Here is a 17,649-nt window from a genome sequence, read left to right on the forward strand (position 1 = left end):
GGCTTCAGGATCGTGATGTAAGGAGTTCAGAAACGCCGGAAGATCAACGAGGTGTTGATGCCGCCGAACGCGAAATTGTTGGACATGACGTAGCCGGTGCTTATCGCCCGCACGCCATCGCGGATGTAATCGAGTTCGCCGCAGCGCGGGTCGATCTCGGTCAGGTTGAGCGTCGGCGAGAACCAGCCCTCGTTCATCATGCGCACCGTCATCCACGCTTCAAGCGCGCCGCAGGCCCCCAGCGTGTGGCCCATGAAACTCTTGAGCGAGCTGACCGGCACCGCGCGGCCGAAGACCTGCGCGGTCGCGTTCGACTCGGCGATGTCGCCCTGTTCGGTCGCGGTGCCATGTGCATTGACATAGCCGATCTCGCCACTCGGGACGCCGCTCTGCTCCAGCGCGAGCTGCATCGCGATACCCATCGTCTCTGAACGCGGGTTGGTCACATGGGTGCCGTCACAGTTGGTGCCAAACCCGACGATCTCGGCGTAGATCTTCGCGCCACGTGCACGCGCATGTTCGTACTCTTCGAGCACCAGCGTGCACGCGCCCTCGCCCAGTACCAGTCCGTCGCGCTTCGCATCGAAGGGGCGCGGCACAAGCTGCGGGGTGTCGTTGGAAATGCAGGTTGCGAACAGGGTATCGAACACCGCCGCCTCGGTCGGGCAAAGCTCTTCCGACCCACCGGCGAGCATCGCAATCTGCGCCCCGCTGCGGACTGCCTCATAGGCATAGCCGACACCCTGGCTACCCGATGTGCATGCGCTCGAAGTCGTGACCACGCGACCGGTGATGCCGAAGAACACCGCCATGTTCACCGGCGCGGTGTGCGCCATCATCTTGATGTAGGTCGTCGCGTTGATGCCTTCGACCGTCTTGTTGTTGAGCATGTTGCCGAAGTCGCCCATGGCCTTCGTCGTGCCGGCCGACGAGCCGTAGGAGATGCCCATGCGGCCGCTCCTGACCAGCGGATCGCCCAGCAGGCCGGCGTCACCGAGCGCCATCTCGCTGGCCCGCACCGCCATCAGCGCGTTGCGCCCCATGCTGCGGGTGGTCTTGCGGTTGTAGTGCGCCGGCAGATCGAAAGGCTGCGCGGGCGCACCAAGCCGGGTGTTGAGGCCTTCGTACTGCGCCCAGTCGTCCATCACCTGGATCGCGTTCTGCGTGCCCTTGAGCCGGGCCGACACGGTTTCCCAGTCATGGCCAAGCGGGCTGATGGCGCCGACACCGGTAATCACAACGCGCTTCATCCTGCCAGCCCTCCATCCACCACGATCACCTGCCGCGTGATGTAGGCCGCCGACTCGCTCATCAGGAAGGCCACCGTCCCGGCGACCTCGCCCACCGTGCCAGCACGGCGCAGCGGAATCATGTCGCGGATCTCGGCCGGCATGTCGCTGGTGAGGTCCGTCTCGATCAAGCCGGGCGCCACGCAATTCACCGTGATGCGGCGCTTCGCCAGCTCCAGCGAAAGCGCCTTGGTGGCACCGATCAGGCCGGCTTTCGATGCGCTGTAGTTCACCTGCCCGCGGTTGCCGATCACACCGGACACCGAGGCCAGCGTCACGATCCGGCCGCCCTGGCGCAACTGCACCATCGGCATCACCAGCGGATGCAGCACGTTGTAGAAACCGTCGAGGTTGGTCCGCAGCACCGCATCCCAATCGTCGTCGCTCATCGAGGGGAAGGCGGTATCGCGGGTAATGCCTGCGTTGAGCACGACCCCCCAGAACGCGCCGTGCGCGGCGACGTCGGCTTCAAGCGCCGCGCGCGCGGCGTCGCGATCGGATACGTCAAACTGCAGCACGCGTGCGCTGCGGCCCAGCGCGGCGATCTCGGTGGCCACGGCCAGCGCGTCTTCGCGCCGGCTGCGGCAATGCAGCGCGATGTCGAAACCATCCTGCGCGAGCCGGAGCGCAATCGCACGCCCGATCCCGCGGCTGGAGCCTGTTACAAGAACCGTCCGGTTCATTCGTTCAAACCCTTCAAAAATGCATCCACATCCGCAGGCTGATAGGCGGACAACGTGGCCTCAGCCACCAGATTGCCATCGCGCAGCACTCGCGCATCGAAAGCCGCCAGCCCGTTGTCGCCCTGAAACACCTGCGAGGCCTCAACCCGCAGGCAGTCACCCGGCGCGAAGTCGGGCACATGGGCGGTATAGCGGCGCGCACCGAGCAGCAGGCCGATCTTCACCGGCTCACCGGATTCACGCGCCCGCAGGCCGATCAGCGCGGCCACGGTTTGCGCCATGTACTCGATGCCAAGCCAGGCGCCAACGCGACCGCTGCGGCAGAACAGCGGATCGTCACGCACCGCCAGTTCGCACACCACGGCATCGCGCTCGTGCGAAACAACACGATCGACCAGCAACATGCGCCCGCGGTGCGGCACCAGCGATTCAATGCCCGGCAACATCAGCGCGCCCCCAGAACCAGCGTCGCATTGCTGCCACCAAACGCGAAGGAATTCGATAACACATGACGCGGTCTGCGGCCCAGCTCCATGCCCGGCTCGACAAGACGCAGGGGCGGCAAGGCCGGGTCGGCGGCGCCGTCCCACAGATGCGGTGGCAGCCAGCCCGCAGTGTTGTCGGGCTGCAGCGCAAGCCAGGCAATCGCGGCCTCGATCGCACCTGCGGCGCCGAGCGTATGGCCGGTTAACGGCTTGGTTGAGCTGATCTGGACCCCTTCGCCGAAAACACGCGCCACGGCCGGGCCTTCCATCGCGTCATTGTGCGGGGTTGCGGTGCCATGCACATTGACGTAGTCGATCTCCGCCGGCGCCAGGCCGGCGCGCCGCAGCGCATCGCGCATCGCGGTTTCGGCACCCCGCCCGCTCGGGTCTGGCGCCGACATGTGGTGGGCGTCGGAGCTCTCGCCCCAGCCGGCCAGCGTCACGGCCGCCTCATCGCGACTCATCAGGAACAGCGCCGCGCCCTCGCCGATGTTGATGCCGTGGCGATTGGCCGAGAACGGATTGCAACGCTCGGCGCTGACCGAATCGAGCGCTGCAAATCCGCTGACCGTAAAGGCGCACAGCGTATCGACGCCGCCAGTGATCACCGCATCGACCAAGCCGCCGCGCAGCAAGCGCGCGGCCGACATCAAGGCCCGCGCGCTCGACGAGCACGCCGTCGAGATCACGTAGGCCGGCCCCTGCACGCCCAGCACGTCGGCGAGGCAGCGCGCAGGAGAGCCCAGCTCCTGCTGGCCGTAGACATAGCCCGGTGGAAACTCGCCCTGCGCCACCTTCACGCGCATCGCCCGTTCGCCCTCAGCGATGCCGGACGTGCTGGTGCCCAGCACCACCGCTACCCGCTGCGGGCCGAAGCGCGCAATCGCGGCATCCACCGCCGGGCGGATCTGCGCCAGCGCCGCCAGCATCATCGCGTTGTTGCGACTGCGCTGACGCAGGGGCAAATCCGCAACCGAAGGCAGTTCGGCAAGCACCTCACCCACCATCACTTCGCGGCCTTCAAGGTAGCCCGCGCGCATCTGCATGCCCGGTGAGACGCCGGCCCGCAGGCCTGCGACCACATCGGCGGGCGAGTTGCCAAGCGCGCACAGCAGGCCGAGTTGATTGAGATAGATGTCGCTCATGCTTCATCCGAATCGATCGTCAGGCGATAGCCAAAACGGTGATGCGTCAGGATCGTGCGGCCGCGCCAGTGCGGCTCGGCGGCGTAGTCGATCGTCAGGATCACGGCGCCGTTGAGCAGCACCTCGCGCCGCCCGGCGCTGTCCTGCACCAGCCAGCCCGCGGGCAGTGCAGCGGACAAGGCCACTTGTGGCCAAAAGGCAAGTTGCAGGTCACGCAGGATGCGCGCGCCAGACACCGCCTCGGGCAGTTGCGGATCGCGCTGCTCGCGCAAACCGGCCGCATCCAGGTGCACCGCGATCATGCGGCGGCCCATCGCCAGAGCGGCAAGATCTACGGCATCGCCATCAATCGCCACCACCGCCTCAAAACCACGCGTTTCGCCGAAGGCCTCAACCGTGATTTGCTGGGTCAGCGTCAGGCTGCGGCCAAAGCTCGCCGGCGATACGTAGCCGAGTGGCACTTCGTTCGATGCCGGACCGCTGCATGCCGCCAACCACAGCGCCAGCAAACTGATCAGGAGACGATTCATTGCACACCTCGCCGCGCAAAGGCGGGCGCCAGCAGCCATGAACTGCCCACGCCGACCAGACAGACCAGCCCGAAGACCCGCAGCGCCGGAGTGTGGGAGAGCGCCAGCAAGCCGAACGAGAGCAGCGTGCTGAAGGCCGATAGCGTGACCGCCAGCCAGGGCTTGCCGTCGTCACTGCGCGGGTGCTCCAGCAGGAAGATGCCGTAGTCGATCCCCATACCCAGCACGATGAACAAGCCCAGCACCGCGAACAACTGGAACGGCAAACCGGCGATGCCCAGCGCGGCGGCGGCGAGCAGGCTGGCCAGCAGCGTCGGCACCACTGCGCGCCAGGTTTCGCGGCCATAGCGACGCCACAGCAACCAGAATGAGGCGAGATAGCCGAGCACGATCACACCACTCATCAAGCCGCGGTAACGCGCGATCACGCTGGAAATGCGGCCGGGCTTGTCCACCCAGCTCACGCCGGGGATGCCCTCGCCAAGTGACTGCAAGCGCCCGAGCGCCGCCGCTCCATGCACGCCCTTGAGCAGCACGACGCCAGCGTACTGCTCGCCGATGCGGCCCAGCCAAAGGCTGCGGAAGGGTTCTGACACCGCATTCGCAAGCCAGGCATCGAAGGCCAGGGGTTTGCAGGCAAGCGGCGACGAGAGCGAAGCCGCATCGATGCCGGTGGTATCGGCGATGCGCGCACGCCACACCGGTGCCTCATACGCCGCTTTCAGCATTGCGCAGTCCGCCGCCTGGCGCGCGGCGGACGGGATATGCCGCGCGAGCAGCTCGTACCCGCTCAAAGTGCCGTCGGCAACGCGAGCAGCGAGCCGTGGCGCGAGCGCTTCCTGCGCTTGCAGCACAGCTTCGGGACTGGCGCCCTGCACCACGAAGAACTGTGCCGGGCTCGGCACGCCAGCGAGTGTCGCCACGCGCATCTGCTCGGCGAGCAATGCGGCCGGCGCCGACTGCAGCGCACGCACATCGTCCTGCACTTCGATTCGGGCGAGCCCGGCGGCAAGCACGGCAAACGTGATCAGCATCATCAAGCCGCCGAGTTTGCCGCGGCCAAAGCTGGGCCAGATCGCGCGCAGATGGCCCATCCACTCACCCACGCCGGTGCCATGGGTGGCGCGGCGCTGCAGGTAGGGGAACCAGAGCATCACGGTGAGCCACGCGGCCACCAGCCCACAGCCGGAAAACAACGCCATCTGCCGAAGGCCCGGGAAGGGCGCGAGCGCCAGCGCGACGTAGGCCAACACGGTCGTAACCATCGCCAGCCACAAGCCGGGGTTGAGCTGATCACGCCGACGCTTCGGATCGAAGGGCTGCTCGCCGATGCCGGACGCGAGGAAGTGCACCCCGTAGTCGACGCCGACCCCGATCAGGCTCGCGCCGAATACCAAGGTCAGCACATGCACGCGCTCGAACACCAGCCAGGTGGCGCTCACTGCACACAGCGTGCCGACCAGCAAGGGCAGCACCGACAGGACCAGCGCGCCGGGCCGCCGGAAAACCAGGAACACCAGCAGGATCACACCCAGGGTCGAGCCGATGCCGATCGCCGAGAATTCATTGCGCGCTTCGGCCGCCACCGCGGCCGCAATCGGCGCGATGCCGGCGGTGAGGATCTCGACATCGGCTTGCGCCGCGCGGGCGCGCCGGCGGCCCGCATCAAGGTGATCGACCAGCGCCTGCTGGGCATCGAGCGAGAATGCGCCGTCCTTCAAGTTCAGCAGCACCACGGCCCATTCGCGCCCCTCGGCCGACACCCACAAGCGGCCGTCCACCGTGCGCACGCGCTGGCCACTGGCCTGATCCATCAGCCAGTCGGCAAACAGGCCCAGCGGGTCTTCGCGCCAGGCCAAGCCACCGCCCGAAGCGGGGCTGTAGAGGCGCGCGAGCGCATGGTCTGCACGCTGATCGGCATTCAGCGCCAGCAGCGCACGCCCCTGCTCGCTGAGCAAACCGCCGCGGTAGGGCGCAAGGAAGCCGCGCCAAGCGGCCAGGTCGCCACCGTCCACCCGGTGCCGCACCTCAGCCGCCACACCTGCAAGACCGGCGAGGTAAGCATCCGCCGCCTTGCGCGCAGCGGCCGCATTCGCCGCACCGATCATCACCACCACCCGCCGCTCCGCCGATGCCGCCATGCGGGCGAAGGCCGCCTCGGCGACCGGGTCGCGGTCGTCCTGCGGCAGCAGCGCCATCACATCGGAATCGGGCCGCGGGCGTTCCACCACGCCCAGCCATGCCAGGTGCGCGCAGGCAGCCAGCACCAGCAGCAGCCAAAGCACGGCCGCACGCCGCCAGCCGGACTCGGAGAGCCAGGAGACTGCGACTTGGGCAGGCGGGCGCAGCGGCAAATTACTCAAACTGCGCGGCCTCAGCCTTGCCCAGCGCGTTCGCCGCGACGGTGTCGAGCAAGCGGATGCGGGTGCGGTCGCCGTTCGGATCGAGCATATCGACCGCCTCAACGAACTTCTGCCCGTTCAGCTCGATCTTCGTTACCACCTGCGCCAAGGATGCCTCGCGCGGCACCAGACTCAGCGCCCAGCGATTGCCTTCGACCTTGCCGGTGACGCTGAAGCGTTGCTCAAGCTGTGCGATATCGCCCGAGAGCAGCGCGAACATCACGCCGTTGATCGCGCGCACTGCCGGCTCCTTGTCGGCCGACATGCGCATCGTCACCGTGTCGCCCGCCTTCTGCAGGATCTCGCCGCGTGTCAGCCGCAGCGTGCTGGCGAACGGGGCCTCGGTTTGCCAGATCACCCCGCGATCCTTCGCCACGAGGAAGCGCCCGCGCGAATTGACCGGCTTGGGGAAGCCGCTCAGCTCCCGCGTCTGTTCGAAGCGACCACTCACCACCGACGGCTGTTGCAAGAGGCCGCACACCTTGTCGACCAAAGGATCGGCGGCGTATGCAGGACCCAAGGGCACACAGAACAGCATGACCACAAAGGCGCAAAGGCGCACAAAGGGCCACGAAGCAAATCCATCAGGGCACCCATCGACTCTCTTAGCGGCCCTTTGCGGCCCTTTGCACCTTTGTGGTGAAAACAAGTTCACGCCCCCCCCCTGAGCCGAGTCGCCACTGAACGCAAAACCAAACAGCGTGGCCACGAAGGCGCAAAGAAACACAAAGGGCCACGAAGAAGATCCATCAAGCCGCCCTTCGACTCCCTTAGCGGCCCTTTGCGGCCCTTTGCGCCTTTGTGGTGAAAACAGCTTCACGCCACCACCCCCAGCTTGGCCAGCAGCACCGGCGGCGACACGAAACACATCTCGCCGTTGGAAATCTCCACCGCCACCTGAACCGTTTCACCCTTGGTGAGGCGTTCGCCGTTGGCGGCATCGCGCACTTCGTAGCGGATGCGCAGGCGGTTCTCCCATTCGACGATGCGTGCCGACACCCGCAGCTTCTGAGCAAAGCGCGCCGGCCGCGCATAGCGCACCGACAGGTCGATCACCGGCCAGGCGTAGCCCGAATCGCGCATCTGCGGGTAGTCGTAGTCCAGCCCCTGCAGCAGCGCGTGGCGCGCCCGTTCGAAGTAGCACACGTAGTTGCCGTGCCACACGACTTCCATTGGATCGAGGTCGTGAAACGGGACCTCGATCTCGATTTCGGCTTTCAGGTGATCGGTGTTCAAAGTGTTACCCCCTTACCGCAGAGGCGCAGAGACGCAGAGGGCCGCAAAGAACATCTAAGGAAGGTCTGAATAAGTGAGCGAGAGGGATGCAGCGCAAGGCGCGGCGCGCGCTGCGACCAAGACATATCAAACGGATAGGCGCGGGAGCGAGCACGCCGCAACGCAGCGATGCGCCGTCGCAGCCACTTATTCAGGCCTTCCCTAAACCGGCCCGACGAAGGCGATACCTGCCTCTGCGGCCCTCGGCGTCTCTGCGCCTCTGCGGTGAAGCCTGCCTCACGCATACAAACCCCAGCGCTGGGAGCGCAGTGCATCGAGCACACGGCGCAAGTCGACATCTAGCGCGCGGTCTTCGGCAATGAAGGGGACCAGCGCATCCAGATCGGCGAGGAAGCCGGTCAGCGTGTCGGTCAGTTCAATCGCCTGCAGATCGCGCCGCAGCGCAACGCCCTGCCGCACCGCGATCAGCAGCCCTGCGGCGACCTGCTCGACCAGTTCAAGTACCCGCAGCGCATCGCGCGCGGCGATCGTGCCCATGCTGACCTTGTCCTGGTTGTGGCATTCGGTCGAGCGCGAGAACACCGAGGCCGGCATCGTCAGCTTGAGCGCCTCGGCAGTCCAGGCCGACAGCGAAATCTGCAGCGCCTTCAACCCGTGGTTGATCGCGGCACGTTCGCCGGTCGCCCCGCTGAGGTTGGACGGCAAGCCGTGGTTGAAGCGTGTGTCGACCAGCAGCGCCATCTGCCGATCCATCAGGTCAGCAAGGTTGGCGACCAGGTTCTTGAGGCTGTCCATCGCGAAGGCGACATGGCCACCGTAGAAATGGCCACCGTGCAGCACCTGCTCGCCATCCGGGTCGATGATCGGATTGTCGTTGGCGCTGTTGAGTTCGTTTTCCAGCGTGTTGCGCAGGAAGGGCAGCGCGTCTTCGAGCACGCCGATCACATGCGGTGCGCAGCGGATCGAGTAACGGTCCTGCAGGCGCTTCTCGTTGCGCGGCGGGCGATCGGAATGCAGGTCGGCACGCAGGCGGGCCGCCACGTCTTGCTGGCCGATGTGCGGCTTCACCGAGAACAAGGTCTCGTCGAAGTGGTGGGCGTTGCCGTCGAGCGCGAGGCAAGCCAACCCGGTCAGCCGCGTGGCGAGGCGCGCGAGGTAATCGGCACGTTCGATTGCCAGGCAGGCCAGCCCGGTCATCACGGCGGTGCCGTTCATGATCGCGAGGCCCTCTTTCGGGCGCAGCCGCAGCGGGGTGATGCCACGCTCGGCAAACACCTCGGCGGTGTCTCGGATCAGCCCATCGACCCACACCTGCCGCTCACCGCACAGCACCGCGGCGAGGTAGGACAGCGGCGTCAGATCGCCACTGGCGCCGACCGAGCCTTCGGCCGGAATCACCGGCAGGATGTCTTGCGCGAGCAGGGTCTCGATCTGCGCGAGCAGACCCCAGCTAACACCGGAAAACCCCTGCGCGAGCGATGTCAGGCGCGCCACCAGCACTGCGCGGGTTTCGTCAGCGCTGAGCCAGCGGCCCAGCCCGCAGCCGTGGTAGGTGTAGAGGTGCTGCGGCAGCTCGGCAACCAGCGCGGGCGGGATCGTGACGGTGCAGGAATCGCCGTAGCCGGTGGTCACGCCGTAGATCACGCCGTCTTCGGCAAGCAGGCGGTCGAGGAAGGCGGCGCCGCGTTCAATGCGGGCACGGAAGTCCGGCGCATCGTGCAAGGCAACGGCTGTACGACGCTGGCTCGCGGCGACCACGTCGCCGGTTCGGATACGGCGGGCACCAACAGGGATGGCGGAATCAGGCTTGCGTGTCATGTCGTACGCGTTGGGCGCGCCCAGAAGTCGAAAAAGTTGAACCACTGCAAAGGGGTGCGGCGCGTTTGCGCCTCAAGCCGCGCGGCGAACGCTGCCACGAGCGGCTGCAGCGCGGCCTCGCGATTGCGGCGTGGCAGCACCACGCGGTCACGGAACAGCTCGAATCGCACGCGAAAGCCCTTGCCTTCGGCGGTCGGCCACATCAGGAACACCGGCACGCCCAGCACGGCGGCGAGCACCCAGGGGCCGATCGGGAACGGCGCGGCCTCGCCAAAGAATGGCGCATCGACGATGCCAGCATCTTGCGTCACCGGCACACGGTCGCCGGTCATCACAATGAAGTCGCCTTCGGCGACCCGTTCGGCGAGGAACATCGCCATCGCCGGATCGAGTTCGGTGACCTGGATCAGGTTGAGCTGGCTATCCGGATTCAACTCGGCCATCAGCCGGTTGAATCGCGCAGCGTGCCGCGTATGCACCAGCACATGGATCTTGCGTGAATCGTGATAGCTGGATGCGAGCGCCCGGCTCGCCTCGAAGTTACCCAGGTGTGCCGTCACGATCAGGCCGCCGCGACCGGCACGGAAAGCCTCGGCACACAGCTCGGCGCCCTCGACGATGCAGTTCGCCGGATCGAGCCCGCCGTTCCACACCATCAGCTTGTCGAGCATGCAATCGGCGAAGGCGATGAAGTGCCGCAGCGAGGCAAAGCGGCCCGGTTCGACGCCGCAAGCACGCAAACGCGCAAGGTAGGCCTGCGAGGCGCGGCGCGCGCTGCCCGCTGTGAGCCAGTACGCAAACACCACCGGGTAGAGCGCAATCAGGAACGGCAGGCGCCCGAGCACGCGTTGCAGCCGGTACATCAGCCGCATGCCGAAGACGAAGCCGACTTCGTCGATCTGCGCCCAGTGCCGGGCCCCGGTGCTCATGCCGCGCCCAGGAAGTGGCGCGCGATCAGACGCGGCGCGCGCAACAACATGCCGAAGAACAAGCGCGTGTGCATCCACGAAATCGCCAGGTTGTCGGCCAGCGGCCGGAAGTGCGATACGCCGTCTTCCGGGTAGCGCACTCGGGTGGGCAGGTTGCGGATCGGCACACCGGCCCAGTCAAGGCGCACGAGCACTTCAACATCGAAATCCATCCGCCGACCGATGCGAGCGCGATCGAGTTCGCGCACCACCGCCTCAAGCGGATAGACGCGGAAGCCGCACATCGAATCGGTGATACGCAGCGAGAGCGTGTTGATCCACACCCACACATGCGTCGCGTAGCGGCCATACAAGCGGCCACGCGGCACGCTCTCGTCGTAGAGCGGGCAGCCGATGATCGCGTGCCGCGGCTCGGCCTGCGCTGCGGCGAGGAATCGCGGCACATCGGCGGTGTCGTGCTGACCATCGGCATCGATCTGCAGTGCATGGGTAAAGCCTGCAGCCAGCGCGGCACGCAGGCCATCGGCAACCGCCGCGCCCTTGCCACCGTTCTCGGCGCGCCGCACCAGACGCACGCCCTGCGGATCGTCGGCCACCAGCGTATCGAGCACCGCGGCGCAGGATGGCCGGCTACCGTCATCCACCATCAGCACCGGCAGGCCGTGCGTCCGCAAGGCCGCCACAACGGCACCGACCGCATGCTCGTGATTGAAGACCGGGATCACTGCACAGCACTTCACCGCGCCGCTCCGAACATCAAACGGCCGCTGGCGCAGACACGCTCGCCCTGCGTCAGGCGGAACGCCACGGCCGACTTCGCTGGCAGGTGTTCGAGCGCGAGGTTCAGGCGGCAATCAGGCCTGACCGCCTGCTGAAACTTGAGTGCATCAACGCCACGGAAGGGCGCCGGCAGTTCAAACAGCTCCTGCGCCCAGTGCATTGCCCAGTCCAGCTGCACGACGCCGGGCAGGATCGGTGCGCCGGGAAAGTGGCCTGAGAAGGCAGCAAGCGTGGGCACTACGTCCAGCTCGATCTGCGCATGCAGGGCATCGAGCGAAACAATGCGCGCTTCCGGCTGCTCGGCGGATCCGGCGAACAGCGCCACCAACACCGCCTGCGGCGTCTTGCCCATCGCGTTGAGCGGAATCGAATCGACATGGCGCCAGCGACGTGGCAAGGCGAGCGCTTCAACCGAGCCAGCAATCGCGTTGCGCAGGCGTGCGTGCAGCACCGCGCGCCCGAGCGACTCGCAGGCCACACGGCCTGCTTCGCTGAGCACCACGACCGCACCGATGCGCCCTTCAGGCAAGACACAGCAACGCACATCGGCGATCTCGGGCTGCGCGGCAATCGCTTGCTCAACCGCATCGAGCGACACGCGTTTTTCTTCAACCTTGACGATGCGATCCGCCCTGCCAAGCAGCCTGAATCCACCGCCGACAGGCTGCGCGCGATCGGCAGTGTCGTACCACGCGGCCGGGTCGGGCATGAAGGGCGAGCGCAGGCGCAAGCCGCTTTCGGCAAAGTCGAGTTCAACGCAGGCGTGCGGCTGCCACGGCGTATCGACATCACCCTGCACACGCCAGGCGATGCCGCCGGTTTCGGAACTGCCGTAGACCTCGAATACCGGGCACTGCAGGGCGTGCTGCACGGCCAGCGAGGCCTCACGCACTAGCGGCCCGCCGGACGAGAACACCGCCCGCGGCGACTGCGGCGCGACATGCAGCGCGAGCGCTTCGGGCCAGCGGCGCAGGAAGGCCGGGCTGGCCACCAGCGCGACCTCGCCTTGCGCCAGCACCTCCGCCACCGCCTCGGGGAAAACCAGTTGCTGGCCAACAAAGCAGCGCCCGGTGGCAAGCGGCCACAAGAGACGGAACAGGAGCCCGTACAGATGCTGATGCGAGACGGTGCCGGCAAGCGTCGCGTCGCCCACGCGCTCCCCCCACACGGCTTCGATCACCCGCAGCTCTTCAGCAAGCTGGCGCAGCTCTTTGGCGATCGCGACCGGCGTTCCGGTCGAGCCCGAGGTGAATACTTCAATCGCCGGCATCGACTCAGGCAGGGTGCCGAGCGAGAACGCGGCTTCACTGGGCTCCGTCAGCGATTGGTCCGGGCCTGCGAGCCAGCCGTCGACATGGCCGGCGAGCTGCGCCAGTGTTGCCGGCAGCAAGTCGCCCGGCAGCACCACGGTTTTGCCGGCGGCCCAGGCGCCGAACAGGCGCACCGCCGCTTCATCGGCATCGTCGCAGTACAGGCCCCAGCGTTGGCCGGGCTCTGCCGCGAGGCGCGCCGCCCACGCGCGCACGCGTGCGAGGAAACCCGCCCAAGGCATCGCGGCGCCACGCGTCAGCGCTACGCACGCGTCGGGCGCGCGCGACTGCAGCAAGAGGCCGCCAAGGCGATCAGACACCGGCGATTCTCCGCTTCACGCGCTGGCGCACCAGCCACTCGACGGCGAAGAGCACGCCCATCGCGAGATACGACAGGAAGCCGTTGTAGAGCGCCCAGGTCGCGTCGGACGCCCAGATCGCAGTCGCCAGCGAAATGCTGCCGTTGATGATGAAGAACCCGCACCACACCTGCGTGACGCGCCGCACGTAGGGCAAGGCGGCGGCCGGAAGATCCGGCTCCTGCAGGCGGGCAAAGCGCTCGATGATCGTCGGCGGATGCAGCAGGCTCCAGCCGAAAACGGCGAGCAAGCCAACGTTGATCGCGACCGGGTAGTAGCGCAGCGGCAGCGCATCGTTGGCGAACAGGGCGTAGCCGGCGATCGCGCAGGCTGCCAGGGCCCACACCAGGGCAAGGCGATCGCGTGGCCCGATCACGAGGCGAGCGAGCACCGCCGCAACCAGCATCGCGGCCAGCCAGCGCGGCGACACCCAACGCTGGCCGAATGCGATCGCCAACGGATAGAGCACCGCGAAGAGCCCAAGCACGCCGTTCGGCATCGGGTCAGTGGTTTTCCGCCATCACGTCGTAAAGCGCGTCCACCACGTCCTGCACCGTGCGCACGGTCTTGAAGACATCCGGCTGCATGCGCTTGCCGGTGAGTTCCTTCGCACGCAGCATCAGATCAACCGCGTCGATCGAATCGATATCCAGGTCGGTGTAGAGGTTGGACTCCGGCTTCACATCCGCTGGGTCGATCTCGAAGGTGTCATGCAGCACGCCGACGATCCACTCGTAAATCTGTTCGCGATTCATACCGCCTCCGGGCTGCGCCGGTTTGCCTTGACCAGTTCGGCCAGTGCCGCAACGCTGGCAAAGTGGTCGCGTGTCTCACGCGAGTCGGCCGAAAGGGTGATGCCGTATTGCTTCTGCAGGGCCACACCCAGTTCAAGCGCATCGATCGAGTCGAGCCCCAACCCCTCGCCAAACAAGGGCGCATGGGTATCAATGTCATCCACCGAAATATCCTCAAGGTCGAGGCAGTCGATGATCATCTGCTTGATTTCCTTGTACAACTCATCCATGACGGGCCAGCTCCTGCGTGTAATGCTGTTCGAGATCCTGTGTCAGGCGGCGCGCGCCCAACGCAAGCGGCAAACCTGACTGCAGATAGGGGGCAACCGGAATGTCCTCCCCCACTGAAATAACAAAATGTGGCGCGCGATCCGGTACGCGATACCACTTCTCACCCTTGGTCAGCATGACCGGCTTGCATTCGATATAGACCGGCGTCAGCGCGAGCGCTCCGCGGACGGCGATATTCGATGCGCCGCGCTGAAACGCAAATGCACGCCCGGGCACGCTGCGCGTCCCCTCGGGGAAGAGAATCAGATTGCCGCCTTTGCGGATCGCCTCGATGCAGGCATCCACCATATCCGGCCCGGTACCGTTGCTGACATAGTCTGCCGCGCGAATCGGGCCGCGCATGAAGGGATTGCGCCACAAGGCCGCCTTGACCACGCAGTCAGCATTGCGCACAAAGGCCATCAGGAAAACGACGTCGATCAAGGTCGGATGGTTGGCAATGATCAACAGGCCGCCACGTTGCAATCGCTCAATATTGCGCAACTCGTAGGTGTAGATCCCCATCACGCGCATCTGCGCGATGAACGACCGGAAGGCGAAACGGACGATCCGTCGAGAGACCTGCCGGCGCTGCGCGCGATCGCGCACCAGCAGGCTCACGCACGGAAAGACCGCGATCCGGAGCAGCAGACCACCCAAACCAAAGCTGGCGAAGCAGATGGCCGTCGCGACGACTCGCCAGGCGCGGTTGATCGCGCTAGGCACGGCGCACCTCCCACCCGGCGCCACACGGCAACGCGGCGCGATCACTCAGCAGCCAGCGAATCCAGGCAAGAATCTCAGGTTCATCCAACGCCGACTGCGCATTGCCGGACCGACCCAGCGCCAAACCGGCGCCATCAACCAGAGAAAAACTCCCCGCCCACGCTACCGGTCGCTCGTCCGCATCGCGAAATTGCGCGTAACGCGGCGGCAGCGGCTCATCACAGAGAATTGCGACAACCTCGGGGTAGTCGTCGGAGAGGAACGCGTGGACTTCGGACAACATGGCCGCAATGCCGTCCGACTCGGCGGCGACCGCGCTGCACGGCGCGGGATCACCGCGCACGATGCCGAGCACGCCGCTGGCCGCGTTATGGACCGAGGCCGCAAACGCAGCGGGCGAAAGCGGCTGCGCCAGGGCTAGCGCTTCAAGCAGCCCCGCCGAACGGCCGACGGAGCCGTGCCGAGACACATAGACAACGGGGATGTTACGACGCTCGCCAAGCACGTCCAGCGCGACGCGCAGCGACATTCGCGCCAATCGGTCAGCTCTGCGACGGATCATCGCAGGGACTTCGGGCAAAGCCGGCTCATCGTCACCCTGCGCGTGAACACCCGTCTCCGCCCAATCCCGCCAAGCAGAACGAACATCCAGGCCGGGCGACCACGCAGACCAATCGACAAGGCGCACGCGGCTCACGACCCGAGCTCCGCCAGCCCCGACAAGCCGTTTGCAGCGTCAAAGCGAGCGTCCGGGCGAGCCTTGAGCGCATTCCGCTGCAGGCGCTGAACCGCTGCCACAGCCCCTCGCCCGCAGGCTGCATGCTGATTCTCTATCGGTCGAACCACCTGACGCCCCAACAGCGCCCCCGCGGCGCCGCGAAATGCAAACGAAAAAACGCCGGCATCAAGCCGGCGTCTTCTTTGAAACCTGGTCGGGGTGAGAGGATTCGAACCTCCGGCCTCTACGTCCCGAACGTAGCGCTCTACCAGGCTAAGCTACACCCCGAAATTCTGGGCATGCAGTAGGTGCAAACACTTGCCTCGAGATCAGTGATCTCTCGCTACTGCAAAGTCCGACAATTGTAGCAGTGCTTCTTTGAAAAGTGAAGCGGGCAATGCAGAAAGTGCTGCCTTGGCGAGCGCAACCTCCTGAACCGCAGCCGCCCGCGTGCGCTCGAGCGCGTCACTCGCACGAATCGCAGCAAGCACCTCCGAAAAAGACTCGCGCCCACCAGCCTCGATCGCACGGCGAACGATGCTTGCGTTTTCCGGACTACCGAACTGCATCACCAGGATCAAGGGCAGTGTCGGCTTGCCTTCCGCCAGATCGTCACCAAGATGCTTGCCGGTATTCGCCTCATCGCCCGAGTAATCGAGCACATCGTCGATCAGCTGAAAGGCCGTACCGATGTGGCGACCGAAAGCCGCCAACTGATCCTGCCCGGCTTCATCCATACCGCCCAGAATCGCACCAAGCCGCGTTGCCGCCTCAAACAGCATTGCGGTCTTGTAACGGATCACGCGCAGATAGTCGTCCACGCTTGCGTCGGCATTGCGCACATTCAGAAGCTGCAGCACCTCGCCTTCCGCAATCACGTTCGTTGCATCGGCCAGCACCCGCATCACGCGCATGTCGTTGACGCCGACCATCATCTGGAACGAGCGTGAATAGAGGAAGTCGCCAACCAGCACCGCGGCGGCGTTGCCGAACATCGAATTCGCAGTGCTGTTGCCGCGCCGGAGCTCGGACTCGTCCACGACATCATCGTGCAGCAAGGTCGCCGTGTGAATGAATTCGACGACGGCTGCAAGCTCGTGATGATGTACACCGCGATAGCCCAGCGCGTTGGCGACAAACAGAAGCAGGGCTGGCCGCAGGCGCTTGCCGCCCGCAGCAATGATGTACTCGGCCACCTGCTGGATGAGGACGACTTCAGAGTGAAGACGCTCGCGGATCACACCATCGACGGCCGCCATGTCGGCAGCAATCGGTGCGTAGAGTTCTTGGGTCGACAAGGGGCAGCCGTGCGTGGCAAAAGACGCAATGCTAGAAACCAGCGGGCCGCGAGTCAAGGAGCGCAATGCCGCAAAACAAGGAAAACCCGATAGAAAACCTTGACTTACGGCTCCCAGAAAGTTAGAGTCGCGGGCTTTTCCACGTAGTTGTTCGAAGAGAACGGAGTCAACATGTACGCGGTCATAAAAACCGGGGGCAAGCAGTATCGCGTGTCCGCCGGCCAAAAGATCAAGGTAGAACAGATACCTGCGGACGTTGGCGCTGAGATCACCCTGGACCAGGTTCTGATGGTCGGGGAAGGTGAGTCGGTGAAGATCGGCGCTCCGGTGGTCACAGGTGCCGCAGTCAAAGCAACCGTGATTGCCCAGGGTCGCCACGACAAGATCCAGATTTTCAAGATGCGTCGTCGCAAGCACTACCAGAAGCATCAGGGTCATCGTCAAAACTACACCGAGCTTCGTATCGAAGCGATCTCGGCCTGATAACGGGGAGTCACGCACATGGCACACAAAAAAGCCGGCGGCAGTTCACGTAACGGCCGCGACTCAGAATCGAAACGCCTCGGCGTCAAGCGCTACGGCGGTCAATTCGTGCTGGCTGGCAACATCCTTGTTCGTCAGCGCGGTACCGAATACCACCCGGGCGACAACGTCGGTATCGGCAAGGATCACACCCTCTTCGCGAAGATCGACGGCGTCGTTCAGTTCGTGATCAAGGGCGCGAGCCGCCGCCGCACCATCACCGTGGTGCCCGCCCAGCAGTAATCAACGCTGCCGGGAAGCAAAAGCCCTATCCCCGTGATAGGGCTTTTTCGTTTCTGAAGGCAGCAAAATGCACTGCAGAGACGCGGTTGCATCGATACCGGTGCAACCCCTT

The 17,649-nt window shown here is 65.6% G+C and carries 20 protein-coding genes and 1 tRNA gene; 2 read left to right on the top strand and 19 right to left on the bottom strand.

The genetic code is table 11. The features are described 5' to 3' along the window. Nucleotides 1-26: 26 nt before the first annotated feature. The 19 genes from OPU71_RS16105 to OPU71_RS16195 form a co-directional block, all read right to left on the bottom strand. Complete coding sequence (locus OPU71_RS16105; RefSeq protein WP_267729035.1) at nt 27-1,250, bottom strand: beta-ketoacyl-ACP synthase; 1,224 nt, start codon at nt 1,248-1,250, stop codon at nt 27-29. Then, nucleotides 1,247-1,972 (bottom strand): 3-ketoacyl-ACP reductase FabG2, encoded by a 726-nt coding sequence (locus tag OPU71_RS16110; protein WP_267729036.1) that lies wholly within the window; start codon nt 1,970-1,972, stop codon nt 1,247-1,249. The genes OPU71_RS16105 and OPU71_RS16110 overlap by 4 nt, the downstream gene beginning before the upstream one ends. Then, nucleotides 1,969-2,418 carry a hypothetical protein gene (locus OPU71_RS16115; protein WP_267729037.1) on the bottom strand — a complete coding sequence of 150 codons (450 nt, stop codon included), beginning with the start codon at nt 2,416-2,418 and terminating at the stop codon, nt 1,969-1,971. The genes OPU71_RS16110 and OPU71_RS16115 overlap by 4 nt, the downstream gene beginning before the upstream one ends. Next, the gene (locus OPU71_RS16120; protein WP_267729038.1) at nt 2,418-3,602 is read right to left on the bottom strand and encodes a beta-ketoacyl-[acyl-carrier-protein] synthase family protein; all 1,185 of its coding nucleotides are present in this window, start codon (nt 3,600-3,602) and stop codon (nt 2,418-2,420) included. Before OPU71_RS16120 ends, OPU71_RS16115 begins: the two co-directional genes overlap by 1 nt. Then, complete coding sequence (locus OPU71_RS16125; RefSeq protein WP_267729039.1) at nt 3,599-4,132, bottom strand: DUF3261 domain-containing protein; 534 nt, start codon at nt 4,130-4,132, stop codon at nt 3,599-3,601. Before OPU71_RS16125 ends, OPU71_RS16120 begins: the two co-directional genes overlap by 4 nt. Continuing rightward, entirely contained in the window at nt 4,129-6,417 is a 2,289-nt protein-coding gene (locus OPU71_RS16130) for an MMPL family transporter (protein WP_267729040.1), read from the bottom strand. The genes OPU71_RS16125 and OPU71_RS16130 overlap by 4 nt, the downstream gene beginning before the upstream one ends. A 70-nt stretch (nt 6,418-6,487) precedes the next feature. Continuing rightward, nucleotides 6,488-7,054, bottom strand: coding sequence for an outer membrane lipoprotein carrier protein LolA (locus tag OPU71_RS16135; RefSeq protein ID WP_267729041.1), 567 nt, complete (start codon nt 7,052-7,054; stop codon nt 6,488-6,490). A 296-nt stretch (nt 7,055-7,350) separates the two neighbouring features. Continuing rightward, the gene (locus tag OPU71_RS16140) at nt 7,351-7,770 is read right to left on the bottom strand and encodes an acyl-CoA thioesterase (RefSeq protein WP_267729043.1); all 420 of its coding nucleotides are present in this window, start codon (nt 7,768-7,770) and stop codon (nt 7,351-7,353) included. Between the two features lie 276 nt (nt 7,771-8,046). Next, entirely contained in the window at nt 8,047-9,588 is a 1,542-nt protein-coding gene (locus tag OPU71_RS16145; RefSeq protein ID WP_267729044.1) for an HAL/PAL/TAL family ammonia-lyase, read from the bottom strand. Continuing rightward, entirely contained in the window at nt 9,585-10,517 is a 933-nt protein-coding gene (locus tag OPU71_RS16150) for an acyltransferase (protein ID WP_267729045.1), read from the bottom strand. Before OPU71_RS16150 ends, OPU71_RS16145 begins: the two co-directional genes overlap by 4 nt. Then, nucleotides 10,514-11,257, bottom strand: a complete 744-nt coding sequence (locus tag OPU71_RS16155; protein ID WP_267729046.1) for a glycosyltransferase family 2 protein — start codon at nt 11,255-11,257, stop codon at nt 10,514-10,516. Before OPU71_RS16155 ends, OPU71_RS16150 begins: the two co-directional genes overlap by 4 nt. Continuing rightward, entirely contained in the window at nt 11,254-12,927 is a 1,674-nt protein-coding gene (locus OPU71_RS16160) for an AMP-binding protein (protein ID WP_267729047.1), read from the bottom strand. Before OPU71_RS16160 ends, OPU71_RS16155 begins: the two co-directional genes overlap by 4 nt. Beyond that, complete coding sequence (locus tag OPU71_RS16165; protein ID WP_267729048.1) at nt 12,920-13,465, bottom strand: hypothetical protein; 546 nt, start codon at nt 13,463-13,465, stop codon at nt 12,920-12,922. Before OPU71_RS16165 ends, OPU71_RS16160 begins: the two co-directional genes overlap by 8 nt. Nucleotides 13,466-13,469: 4 nt before the next feature. After that, nucleotides 13,470-13,721: an acyl carrier protein gene (locus tag OPU71_RS16170; protein WP_267729049.1), complete on the bottom strand. Its 252-nt coding sequence runs from the start codon at nt 13,719-13,721 to the stop codon at nt 13,470-13,472. Beyond that, nucleotides 13,718-13,990 carry a phosphopantetheine-binding protein gene (locus tag OPU71_RS16175; protein ID WP_267729050.1) on the bottom strand — a complete coding sequence of 91 codons (273 nt, stop codon included), beginning with the start codon at nt 13,988-13,990 and terminating at the stop codon, nt 13,718-13,720. The genes OPU71_RS16170 and OPU71_RS16175 overlap by 4 nt, the downstream gene beginning before the upstream one ends. Beyond that, on the bottom strand, nt 13,983-14,651 hold the full coding sequence (locus OPU71_RS16180) for a lysophospholipid acyltransferase family protein (protein WP_267729051.1): 669 nt from the start codon (nt 14,649-14,651) through the stop codon (nt 13,983-13,985). Before OPU71_RS16180 ends, OPU71_RS16175 begins: the two co-directional genes overlap by 8 nt. Nucleotides 14,652-14,748: 97 nt before the next feature. Next, nucleotides 14,749-15,453: a beta-ketoacyl synthase chain length factor gene (locus OPU71_RS16185; protein ID WP_324256079.1), complete on the bottom strand. Its 705-nt coding sequence runs from the start codon at nt 15,451-15,453 to the stop codon at nt 14,749-14,751. A gap of 232 nt (nt 15,454-15,685) precedes the next feature. Continuing rightward, nucleotides 15,686-15,762 (bottom strand) — tRNA-Pro (locus OPU71_RS16190). Between the two features lie 41 nt (nt 15,763-15,803). Further along, nucleotides 15,804-16,772 (bottom strand): polyprenyl synthetase family protein, encoded by a 969-nt coding sequence (locus tag OPU71_RS16195; RefSeq protein WP_267729053.1) that lies wholly within the window; start codon nt 16,770-16,772, stop codon nt 15,804-15,806. A gap of 171 nt (nt 16,773-16,943) precedes the next feature. On the opposite strand from OPU71_RS16195, the gene rplU reads away from it, so the two are divergent. Then, a complete protein-coding gene (gene rplU / locus OPU71_RS16200) occupies nt 16,944-17,255 on the top strand; it encodes a 50S ribosomal protein L21 (RefSeq protein WP_267729054.1) in 312 nt (103 codons plus the stop codon). A gap of 18 nt (nt 17,256-17,273) precedes the next feature. Further along, the gene (gene rpmA, locus OPU71_RS16205) at nt 17,274-17,537 is read left to right on the top strand and encodes a 50S ribosomal protein L27 (RefSeq protein WP_172197560.1); all 264 of its coding nucleotides are present in this window, start codon (nt 17,274-17,276) and stop codon (nt 17,535-17,537) included. The last annotated feature ends 112 nt before the right edge of the window (nt 17,538-17,649 follow it).

This window comes from Niveibacterium sp. 24ML (assembly GCF_026586805.1).
In the GTDB taxonomy this organism is placed as follows: Bacteria; Pseudomonadota; Gammaproteobacteria; order Burkholderiales; family Rhodocyclaceae; genus Niveibacterium.

What these genes read in the sequence shown, in the direction of transcription:
- OPU71_RS16105 (WP_267729035.1), bottom strand. Translation starts at nt 1,250, where the DNA reads ATGAAGCGCGTTGTGATTACCGGTGTCGGCGCCATCAGCCCGCTTGGC.
- OPU71_RS16110 (WP_267729036.1), bottom strand. Translation starts at nt 1,972, where the DNA reads ATGAACCGGACGGTTCTTGTAACAGGCTCCAGCCGCGGGATCGGGCGT.
- OPU71_RS16115 (WP_267729037.1), bottom strand. Translation starts at nt 2,418, where the DNA reads ATGTTGCCGGGCATTGAATCGCTGGTGCCGCACCGCGGGCGCATGTTG.
- OPU71_RS16120 (WP_267729038.1), bottom strand. Translation starts at nt 3,602, where the DNA reads ATGAGCGACATCTATCTCAATCAACTCGGCCTGCTGTGCGCGCTTGGC.
- OPU71_RS16125 (WP_267729039.1), bottom strand. Translation starts at nt 4,132, where the DNA reads ATGAATCGTCTCCTGATCAGTTTGCTGGCGCTGTGGTTGGCGGCATGC.
- OPU71_RS16145 (WP_267729044.1), bottom strand. Translation starts at nt 9,588, where the DNA reads ATGACACGCAAGCCTGATTCCGCCATCCCTGTTGGTGCCCGCCGTATC.
- OPU71_RS16150 (WP_267729045.1), bottom strand. Translation starts at nt 10,517, where the DNA reads ATGAGCACCGGGGCCCGGCACTGGGCGCAGATCGACGAAGTCGGCTTC.
- OPU71_RS16165 (WP_267729048.1), bottom strand. Translation starts at nt 13,465, where the DNA reads ATGCCGAACGGCGTGCTTGGGCTCTTCGCGGTGCTCTATCCGTTGGCG.
- OPU71_RS16170 (WP_267729049.1), bottom strand. Translation starts at nt 13,721, where the DNA reads ATGAATCGCGAACAGATTTACGAGTGGATCGTCGGCGTGCTGCATGAC.
- OPU71_RS16175 (WP_267729050.1), bottom strand. Translation starts at nt 13,990, where the DNA reads ATGGATGAGTTGTACAAGGAAATCAAGCAGATGATCATCGACTGCCTC.
- rplU (WP_267729054.1), top strand. Translation starts at nt 16,944, where the DNA reads ATGTACGCGGTCATAAAAACCGGGGGCAAGCAGTATCGCGTGTCCGCC.
- rpmA (WP_172197560.1), top strand. Translation starts at nt 17,274, where the DNA reads ATGGCACACAAAAAAGCCGGCGGCAGTTCACGTAACGGCCGCGACTCA.